3 protein-coding genes are annotated in these 9,493 nt (G+C 63.5%); 1 reads left to right on the forward strand and 2 read right to left on the reverse strand.

Annotated features, from left to right (window positions below):
• Positions 1-135: 135 nt before the first annotated feature.
• Both AC1RME_RS21130 and AC1RME_RS21135 read right to left on the reverse strand, forming a co-directional pair.
• The gene (locus AC1RME_RS21130) at positions 136-1,548 is read right to left on the reverse strand and encodes an efflux transporter outer membrane subunit (RefSeq protein ID WP_493091714.1); all 1,413 of its coding nucleotides are present in this window, start codon (positions 1,546-1,548) and stop codon (positions 136-138) included.
• 62 nt (positions 1,549-1,610) lie between these two features.
• The gene (locus AC1RME_RS21135) at positions 1,611-2,405 is read right to left on the reverse strand and encodes a helix-turn-helix transcriptional regulator (protein WP_096820562.1); all 795 of its coding nucleotides are present in this window, start codon (positions 2,403-2,405) and stop codon (positions 1,611-1,613) included.
• 492 nt (positions 2,406-2,897) lie between these two features.
• Here AC1RME_RS21135 and AC1RME_RS21140 point away from each other — a divergent pair, with 492 nt between their 5' ends.
• Positions 2,898-9,308 carry an amino acid adenylation domain-containing protein gene (locus AC1RME_RS21140; RefSeq protein WP_493091715.1) on the forward strand — a complete coding sequence of 2,137 codons (6,411 nt, stop codon included), beginning with the start codon at positions 2,898-2,900 and terminating at the stop codon, positions 9,306-9,308.
• Positions 9,309-9,493 lie beyond the last annotated feature (185 nt).

Below are 9,493 nucleotides of genomic sequence, written 5' to 3' on the forward strand. Positions count from 1 at the left end.
CGCCGGTCAGCAAGACAGGCGGGGGGTTAACCGTAAAAGCGGCGCATGATACCAAAATGAACCGCCAGGTCGGTTTTTGATCACCAACCAATGTCGGATCGGGCGACAAAAGGTGTAAGAAAACATGACCTGCGGTTATTGCGGCGACGGTTCAACCGGGCTCCAGCTGCCGCCCAGCGCGGTGTACAGGTTCACTTGCGCCACCAGTTGCGCCAATCGGTCAGTGATCAAGCCCTGCTGGGAGCTGAACAGCGAACGCTGGGCATCGAGGAACGTCAGGCTGCTGTCGACGCCGGTCTGATAGCGGTGCTGCGCCATGTCGTAATAGTCCTGGGTCGCCTGCACCAGATCACGCTGGGCCTGGAGTTGTTGCTGGTAGGTCTGGCGCGCCGCGAGTCCGTCGGACACTTCCTGGAAGGCGGTCTGAATGGTCTTTTCGTACTCGGCGACGCTGATGTCCTTCTGCAATTTCGCGTAATCCAGACTGGCGCGCAGGCTGCCGGCATTGAAGATCGGCAGGTTGATCTGCGGCTGGAACGTCCAGGCGCCGGAACCGCCCTTGAACAGCCCCGACAGGTCGCGACTGGAAGTGCCGGCGTTGGCGGTCAGGCTGACACTGGGAAAGAACGCCGCCCGGGCCGCGCCGATATTGGCATTGGCCGCCTTGAGCTTGTATTCGGCCTGGAGAATGTCCGGCCGGCGCTGCAGCAGATCCGACGGCAACCCGGCCGGTACTTGCGCCACCAGATCACTGTCCAGCGGACGTGCCGGCAGGGTCTCGGGGACCGGTGCGCCGACCAACAGTGTCAGGCTGTTCAAGTCCTGGGCGACCTGGCGTTGATAGCGGGCGAGGCTGGCGCGGGTGCTGTCGACGCTGGTCTGTGCCTGGATCTGATCCAGCGCCGAGGACTTGCCGGCCTCGCGGTTGCGCGTGGTCAGGCGCAGGCTTTTCTCGTCGGCGGCGAGGGTTTCTCGGGCCAGGGCCAGCAACTCCTGGTCGGCGCGCCAGGTCAGGTAGGCATTGGCGACGTTGGCCACCAGGCTCAGTTGCGCACTGCGCCGGGCTTCTTCGGTGGCCAGCCAGCTCATCAACGCCTGATCGCTGAGGCTGCGCACCCGGCCGAAGAAATCCAGTTCGTAGGCGCTGATGCCAAGGTTGGCGGAGTAGGTCGACGTGATCGCCGCTTTGGTTTTGGTCACGCTCGCCGGCACCCGCTGGCGCAGTTCGTTGGCATTGGCCGAGACCGCCGGCAGCAGATCGGCGCGCTGAATGCGGTACTTCGCCTGGAACGCCTCGACGTTCAGCGCGGCGACCCGCAAGTCGCGGTTATTGATCAGCGCGCTCTCAATCAACTGTTGCAACGCCGGGTCATTGAACAATCCGCGCCAGTCCTCGACCGCGCTGGTGGCCTGGGTTGGCGCAGGGTAGGCGGGGCCTTTCGGATACTGCGCCGCACTGGGCGACGCGGGCTGCTGGTAGTCGGGAATCAGCGAGCAGCCGCCCATCAGCAACGCCATGGACAGCAGGGAGATCGGCAACCTGGACATCAAACAGCCTCGTTCACGAATGAGAGCGGGCGCCGGGCGCCCATGATGAGAGACACGCCGGATCAGGCCCCGGCCATCCATTTCGCCAGACCGTGACGACCACTGACCCCGAGCTTGGCGGCCGCGCGCTTGAGGTAGGTCTCGACCGAGCTGTTCTTGACCCGCAACCGCTCGGCCATCTGCGGCACGGTGCCGCCGGTCAGCAAGCCCAGGCAGACTTCCTTCTCGCGCACTGACAGGGTGATGTCGCCCAGCGCCAGGCGTTCGTCGAACACCTGTTGCAACGGTGTCTGCTCCTGATCGGCCTGGAGCGGGCGCGGTTGTCGGGCGACGATTTGCCGACGGATCTGCGCGTGACGCTCGATCAACGGCAGCAGGGTGTCGGACAGGCTTTTGAGAAACGACAGTTCCGGCAGGGAAAACACCCGGTGCGTGTGAGGGCGACAGAACGAGATGACACAGCGGCGGTTGGAGGTGCGTGACACCAGATTGCACTGATGGACGCTGCGGTGCGGGTGTCGTTGCTGCAGCGAAGCTTTGAGTTGAATCAGCAGCGAGTCATTCATCTCGATCATCTTCTGCAACAGCGGATGATCGTCCTGGCATTGCAGGGGATCTGGGGGCGGGAAGGTATCCGGCAAACCGGCGCTGCCCAATGCCTTGATCTCGACCACGCTGGCCTCGCGCTCGTCGAGTGTCCATTCGCTGAGATCCACCCGGTTGACCGGCACCAGGGTGTCGACCAACTGAAACATGTTCGTGGCGAAACGCTCGTTCCCCGTGCTGGCGATCAACTCGCCCAGCTGCCAATAGAAGTGCGGGTTGTCCATGTTGCGAAGACTGCCGGTCAGATTCATATCCTTGTCATCCTTGATTTAAAGCCATTGCCGAATCGTCTGCCGTGCATGCACCTGTGAAGCCGCCACCCAATCATTTCTCCTTGAAATCGATCTGGAGCGGGATTTAAGCCTATGCATTTGTCCTACGTCTGTAGGGGAAAACGGGGACACAAAGTGCCACTATTTCCGGATTAATGGCGCCACGTTTCTGTCAGTCCTAGGGTGACAAGCCTGTAGGACGTGACTGTACGGTCTAGTGGAAACCCCGAAAACCGGGGTTCAGAGCGCCGTTTCCCAGCATTGCGAAGTCGTAGTCAGCGCAGGTGGATGGCGATTGTCCTACAGGATTTTCAGTCATTTCTTTCCGAACTTTTGGTGGGATGGCCGGCCAGTCGAGGCCTGTCAGCCCGCAGGGCAGGGCAAAGAGGGGGGAGTTGTCCGGGTTTCACGTGTCATGCGGGTTTCGGGGCCGATGCTTGAATACGCGCCAAATCACATGAGACGGATCTTATGAACCAATTTGCTGCCGATGCGGCGGACGGTCTGTCCGCGATTTCCGAGGCCTTCCCGCTGACTGCCGCCCAGAGCGACATCTGGCTCGATCAACTGCGTCAGGGGGATTCACCGCTGTACAACATCGGCGGCTACGTCGAGCTGACCGGTCCACTGGATCCGGCGCTGATGCAAGCGGCTCTGGAAGGTCTCGTGGCCCGGCACGACGCCATGCGCACGATTCTGTTGCCGGGCGCCGGCCAGCACGGCTTGCCCCTGCAGCGCTTTGCGCAGTCCTTGCCGGCCCCGATGCCAATCCATGACGTTTGCGCGCAGCCCGATCCACAGTCCGCGGCGCGCAGGCTGATTCAGGAACGCATCGAGCAGCCGTTCACGCTGGACGGCGGGCCGTTGTTCCGGTTTCTTCTGATCCGTCTCGATGCCGATCATCATTGGCTGTCGATCCTCGCCCATCACCTGATCGTCGACGGCTGGGGTTTCGGCGAGATACTCAAGTCGCTGGACGAGATCTATAACGCGCTGGCGCTTGGGCAACAGCCGCCGGACTCGGCACCGTCCTATGTTGATTTCATCCATGACGATGCGCGTTATTACGAGTCGGCACGCTATACCCACGACCGGACGTACTGGCTGGACAAGTACCGCAACCTTCCCGAGCCGTTATTGCTGCCCCGATATCAGGAACGCTTTGCCGGTGCCCCGGCCCCGACCCGGATTTTCTCTCAGGCTTTTCCCGCACGACTGCACGAACGCATGAAGTACGTGGCTCGCGAATACGGCGGGTCGGCGTTCCATGTGTTGCTGGCAGCCTTGCACGTGTATTTCAGTCGCACCGCCCAGCGTGACGAATGGGTGGTGGGGGTGCCGCTGCTCAACCGTTCCGGTGCCCGGTTCAAGTCCACGCTCGGGCTGTTCACTCAGGTCAGCGCAGTGCGGATGGGGTTTGGCCGGGCGTTGTCGTTCGGTCAGTTGATCACGGCGATCCGCGACGAATTGAAGCGCGATTTCCGCCATCAGCGTTTTCCGCTGAGCGAAATGAATCGTGCATTGGGCCTGCTTCGCGAGGATCGCTCCCAACTGTTCGAACTGACGGTGTCCTATGAGCAGGATGTTCACGAGTACCGCTACGGCGAGGCTCAGGCGCGGGTCATCAAGGTCTCGAACCACGAGGAGGGCACGCCGCTGGCGGTGCATTTGCTCAGCACCCTCAACAACGACAAAGACAGTTTGTACATGGTCTACAACGAAGCCTATTTTGGCGCCGATGAGATCGAAGCGCTGTCCGGGCGCCTGTTGCTGGTGCTGGAGCAGGGCCTGGAGAATGTTGACCTGGCGCTGGATGATTTCAATCTGAGCCTGCCAGTCGAATCGGCGTTGCTGCAGCAGTGGAATGACACGCGCGCGGATTACCCCAACGAGTTGACCATCCATCAGCGCATCGAAGCGCAAACGGCGGCGCGGCCAGAGGCGGTGGCCGCAGAGTTTCAGGGACAACGGCTGACCTATGCCGAGCTGAACCGAAAGGCCAACGCCCTGGCCCATCACTTGATCGGGCTCGGTGTACGGCCCGATGACCGCGTGGCGCTGGTCGCCCGCCGAGGGCTGGACACGCTGGTCGCGCTGCTGGCGATCCTCAAATCCGGCGCCGGTTACGTGCCGGTTGATCCGGCCCATCCTGCGGAGCGCTTGAGCTATTTATTGCGCGACAGCGCTCCGGTCGTCGTCTTGACCCAGCGCGATCTGCGCGAACGGCTGCCGGTGCTGAATGTGCCAGTGATCGACATTGACCCGCGCATCTGGCCGGTCAACGATCTCAACCCCAAGGTCTCGGGCCTGGCCACCGCGCATCTGGCCTACGTGATCTACACCTCCGGTTCCACCGGCCAGCCCAAAGGCGTGATGGTCGAACATCAGACCCTGTCGAATCTGGTCGACTGGCACTGCTCAGCCTTCGATCTGTGCACCGGTCGCCACACCTCGAGCCTCGCCGGCTTCGGTTTCGACGCCATGGCCTGGGAAGTCTGGCCCGCGCTGTGTGCCGGCGCGACCCTGCACCTGGCGCCGTCCCGCGACGGGGGTGAAGACATCGACGCGCTGCTCGATTGGTGGCGTGCGCAACCGCTGGACGTGAGCTTCCTGCCAACGCCGATTGCCGAATACGCGTTCAGTCGCCACCTTGAACACCCGACCTTGCGCACGCTGCTGATCGGCGGTGATCGCCTGCGTCAGTTCAATCGCGAGCAGACGTTCGAGGTGATCAACAACTACGGCCCGACCGAGGCCACCGTGGTTGCCACCTCGGGTCGAATCGAACCGGGTCGGACGCTGCACATCGGCAAACCCGTGGGCAATGCCACGACCTATCTGCTGGATGACCGACAGCGTCCGGTGCCGATTGGTGTGGCCGGTGAGCTCTACGTCGGTGGTGCCGGTGTGGCCCGGGGTTACTTCAACCGTCCGGAGTTGACTGCCGAGCGCTTTCTCGACGACCCGTTCAGCACCCGGCCCGACGCGCGGATGTACCGCACCGGCGACCTCGCACGCTGGCGCCCGGACGGCAACATCGAATACCTGGGCCGCAACGACGATCAGGTGAAAATCCGTGGCGTGCGCATCGAACCCGGCGAAATCGAAGCCGCGTTGAGCAGTCATGAATCCGTGCGCGATGCGGTGGTGCAGGTGCGCGACGGGCAGTTGTTGGCCTGGTTCACCGAACGCCAGCCGCTGGACATCACGCAACTGCATGCCCATCTGCAAACCCGTCTACCCAGCGCAATGCTGCCATCGGCCTACGTGCGCCTGGCAGTGCTGCCCCTGACGGCCAACGGCAAGCTGGATCGCCACGCATTGCCGGCGCCGGGGCCGGAGGCGTTGATCCGCCGCGAATATGAAGCCCCGCAAGGTGACGTCGAAATCCTCCTGGCGCAGATCTGGGCCGAGGTGCTGCAAGTCGAAAAGGTCGGGCGTCACGATCACTTCTTCGAACTGGGCGGGCACTCGTTGCTGGCGGTCAACCTGATCGAGCGCATGCGTCAGCTCGGCATGAGCAGTGATGTGCGCGTGTTGTTCGGCCAGCCGACGTTGGCGGCACTGGCCGCGTCGGTGGGCACTGGCCGAGAGGTCGAAGTGCCGGCCAACCGCATTCCGCCGGGCTGCACGCAGATCACCCCGGACCTGTTGCCGTTGGTAGAACTGGATCAGACCACTCTCGACCGGATCATCGCCACGGTGCCGGGTGGGGCGGCCAACGTGCAGGACATTTATCCGCTGGCGCCGTTGCAGGAAGGCATCCTCTATCACCACATCACCGCCGCGCAGGGCGATCCGTACCTGCTGCAATCGCAGCTGGCGTTCGACAGTGTCGAGCGGGTCGAGGCCTACGCGGTTGCATTGCGTCAGGTCATGGCGCGGCACGATATCCTGCGCACCGCCGTGGTCTGGGAAGGCTTGACCACACCGGTGCAGGTGGTCTGGCGCGAAGCTGAACTGCCGGTGCAGGAAATCACCCTCGATCCGGCCGAGGGCGATGTCCTCGCGCAACTGCACGCGCGTTTCGATGCCCGGCGTTATCGCATCGACGTCAGTCAGGCGCCGCTGATCCGGCTGATGTATGCACGCGACCCGGCCCACGGGCGGATCGTGGCGATTCTGTTGTTCCACCACCTGGCGCTGGATCACATCGCGCTGGAAGTCTTGCGTCATGAAATGCGCGCCAACCTGTTGGGGCTGAGTGAACCGTTGCCGCCGGCGGTGCCGTACCGCAATTACGTGGCGCAGACACGACTGGGCGTCAGCGAGCAAGAACACGAAGCGTTTTTCCGCGAGATGCTCGCCGACATCGACGAGCCGACGTTGCCGTTCGGTTTGCAGGACGTGCAAGGCGACGGTCGCGGCATCGACGAAGCCGTGCGATCGCTTGCGCCTGAACTGGACCGGCGCTTGCGCCTTCAGGCGCGGCAGGCGGGTGTCAGCGTGGCCAGCCTGATTCACCTGGCCTGGGCGCAGGTGCTGGCGGCGACGTCGGGGCAGGAACATGTGGTGTTCGGCACAGTGTTTATGGGCCGTATGCAGGGCGGTGAAGGCGCGGACCGCGCGCTGGGGGTGTTCATCAACACCTTGCCATTGCGGGTGGACATGGACCGGGGCGCGCGCGATGCGGTGCTGCTCACCCACGCCCGACTGACCGACTTGCTCGGGCACGAACATGCGTCACTGGCGCTGGCCCAGCGTTGCAGCGGGGTCGCGTCACCGGCGCCGCTGTTCAGTGCGTTGCTCAACTATCGACACACTGACCTTGAGGCGCAGGAAGCGGCGTCGGACCAAGCCTGGCAAGGCATCCAGACCCTGGAGAACGAAGAACGCACCAACTACCCGATGACCTTGAGTGTCGATGATCTGGGTAGCGCCTTGCAGATCACCACGCGGACCCTGATCAGCATCGGCGCCCAGCGCATCGGCGACTATGTGCAGACTGCGTTGCAGGCGCTGGTGGATGCCCTGGAGCAGACACCACAACAACCGCTGAATCGCTTGCCGATTCTGCCGTCGGCAGAGCTCGAGCAACTGCTGGTCGGGTTCAATGCCAGCGAAGTCGATTGCCCGCTCGATCAGCCGCTTCAGGTGCTGTTCGAACAGCAGGCGCAACGCAGACCCGACGCCATTGCCTTGCAGGCCGGGGATCAACAGCTGACGTATCGCCAATTGAACGAGCAGGCTAACCGTCTGGCGCATCATCTACGCGAGCACGGCGTGCAACCCGATTCTCGGGTGGCGATCTGTGTCGAGCGCAGCCTGGACCTGGTGATCGGCCTGCTCGGCATTCTCAAGGCCGGCGGTGCGTATGTGCCGCTGGACCCGGACTATCCGCTGGAACGCCTGCACTACATGCTGCAAGACAGCGCGCCGGTCGCGGTGCTGGTGCACGAAGCCACCCGCAGTCTGCTGGGCAATTCGGGCGTGCCGGTCATCGATTTCGACCGTTGCACCTGGCAGGACGCGTCGGCCGATAACCTGCACGTACCGGGTTTGAGCGCTGCGAACCTGGCCTACATGATTTACACCTCGGGCTCCACCGGCACGCCGAAGGGCGTGATGATCGAACACCGAAGCGCCTGCAACATGGTGCACTGGGGCTCGCAGATCAGCCCGCCGACCGAGCACGGCGCGCTGTTGCAGAAGGCGCCGTTCAGCTTCGACAGTTCGGTGTGGGAGATTTTCTGGCCGCTGTGTTCCGGCCTGCGGCTGGTGCTGGCGCGTCCCGACGGCAACCGCGATTCGGCGTATGTGACCCAGGTGATTCGCGAACGACAGATCACCGTGGTCAAGTTCGTGCCAGCGCTGCTGCAACAGTTCGTCGAACAGGACGATGTCAGCCAGTGCACCAGCCTGACCGACGTGCTCAACGGTGGCGGCGAACTGACCGCCGCACTGGCCCGGCGTGTCCGCGAGCGCCTGCCATGGGTGCGTCTGCATAACGTCTACGGGCCGACCGAAACCACGGTCGACAGCACCGGCTGGACGCTTGAACCCGATCAATCGGTACCAGAGGCCGTAGTGCCAATCGGCAAGGCCCTGAGCAACACCCGGCTCTATGTGCTGGACGCCCACGATCAACCGGTGCCATTCGGCGTCAGCGGTCACCTGCACATCGGCGGGGTCGGGGTCGCGCGGGGGTATCTGGGGTTGCCGGACATGCAGGCCGAGCGCTTCATCGACAGCCCGTTCGTGGCCGGTGATCGCCTGTACCGCACCGGCGATCTGGTGCGCTACCGAGCGGATGGCAATCTCGAATTCCTTGGGCGCAACGACTTCCAGGTCAAGCTGCGTGGCCTGCGTCTGGAACCGGGGGAAATCGAAGCGCGGCTGATCGAGCACTCGGCTGTGCGTGAAGCGGTGGTGCTGGTGCGGGACGAGCGGCTGGTGGCGTATTTCACCGTGCGTGAAGGATTCGACGCGCCCAGCATCGAAACCTTGCGCGCCCATGTGCTGGAGCGCTTGCCGGAGTACATGGCGCCGGGCGCTTACGTGAAGCTCGATGCGTTGCCCCTGACCCCCAACGACAAGGTCGATCGCAAGGCCTTGCCGGCACCGGGGGCAGAAGCGGTGCTCAGTCGTCGTTACGAGGCGCCCGAAGGCGAGGTCGAGATCAGGCTGGCGCAGATCTGGGCCGAGGTGCTGCAACTGGAGCAGGTCGGGCGCAACGACCACTTCTTCGAACTCGGCGGGCATTCGTTGCTGGCGGTCAGTCTGGTGGCGCGCATGCGTCAGGCCGGGCTGCACGTCGATGCCCGGACGCTGTTCAGCCAGCCGACCCTGGCTGCGCTGGCGGCTCAGACTTCGGCGCAGTCAACGCAGGTGGAAGTCCCTCAAACCACCATACCGACGCTCAATCGCAAACGCCGGCTCTGAGCGACATCGGCGCCGATTCGCGGTTCCCGCGGATCGGCGGCCATGACTGGTCGGTCACGGGTCTTGTCCCCGCTTCCCATGTCAGACACCCAAGCCCCGATGTTTTAGCTTTTCCGGGCTGCGCGTGGCCGCACGGATTCGCCGCTGCGCGCTCCTTTTTCCCGAATTTACAGCAGGTTACCCCC

It is taken from the genome of Pseudomonas sp. GW822-FHT03F08, from assembly GCF_058801265.1.